We start from the raw sequence: 591 nt of genomic DNA on the forward strand, positions 1-591 counted from the left end.
CGCGCGCTTGCACCCGGCGCAGCAGGCGGGCACAGGCGGTGGTGGCGACCGGCAACTCGCCGCAGGCATGGCCCTCGGGCGTCTGTGCCAGGATCCGCTCGACCAGGGTGGTGCCCGACCGCGGCAGGCCGGTGATGAAAACCGGCCCCGGCGGCCCCTCGGCGGCGATCTCGGGCAGCGGCCCGGCGCAAAGCTGCTTGCTGAAGGCAAAGCGCACCGCTTCGCGGCGGATATCGACGGGCTGCGCCGCCTTGCTCAGGCGGTTGCCCTCGGACAGGTGGGCAAAGGCGGCGTCGCGCTGGTCCAACTCGTCCAGCGCCTTGAACAGGGCGAAATGCAGCGGTGCCGCGGCGCTGTCGCCGGGGGCGAACCCGGCCAGCTGCGTCTGCATCTGCGCCAGGTGCGGTTCCTCCGCGTGATAGCGGATGGCGCGGGCCAGGTTGTGATGCAGATGTGCGCTGCCCGGGTTCAGCGCCACCGCCTGGCGGAAAAACCCTTCGGCCGCGGCCAGGTCACCGCTGGCGCGGGCCAGGATGCCCAGGTTGTTCAGCGGCGCGGCATCCGCCGCCCCATGGCCCAGCGCCGCGCGGT

Annotated in this window: 1 protein-coding gene; it reads right to left on the reverse strand. The window is 73.1% G+C overall.

Going from position 1 to position 591, the window contains the following annotated elements:
- The coding region (locus tag CVM52_RS26410; RefSeq protein WP_205965050.1) for a sulfotransferase at window positions 1-591 on the reverse strand (591 nt) is incomplete at both ends.

The organism is Pseudooceanicola lipolyticus (assembly GCF_002786325.1).
GTDB classification, from domain to species: domain Bacteria; phylum Pseudomonadota; class Alphaproteobacteria; order Rhodobacterales; family Rhodobacteraceae; genus Pseudooceanicola_C; species Pseudooceanicola_C lipolyticus.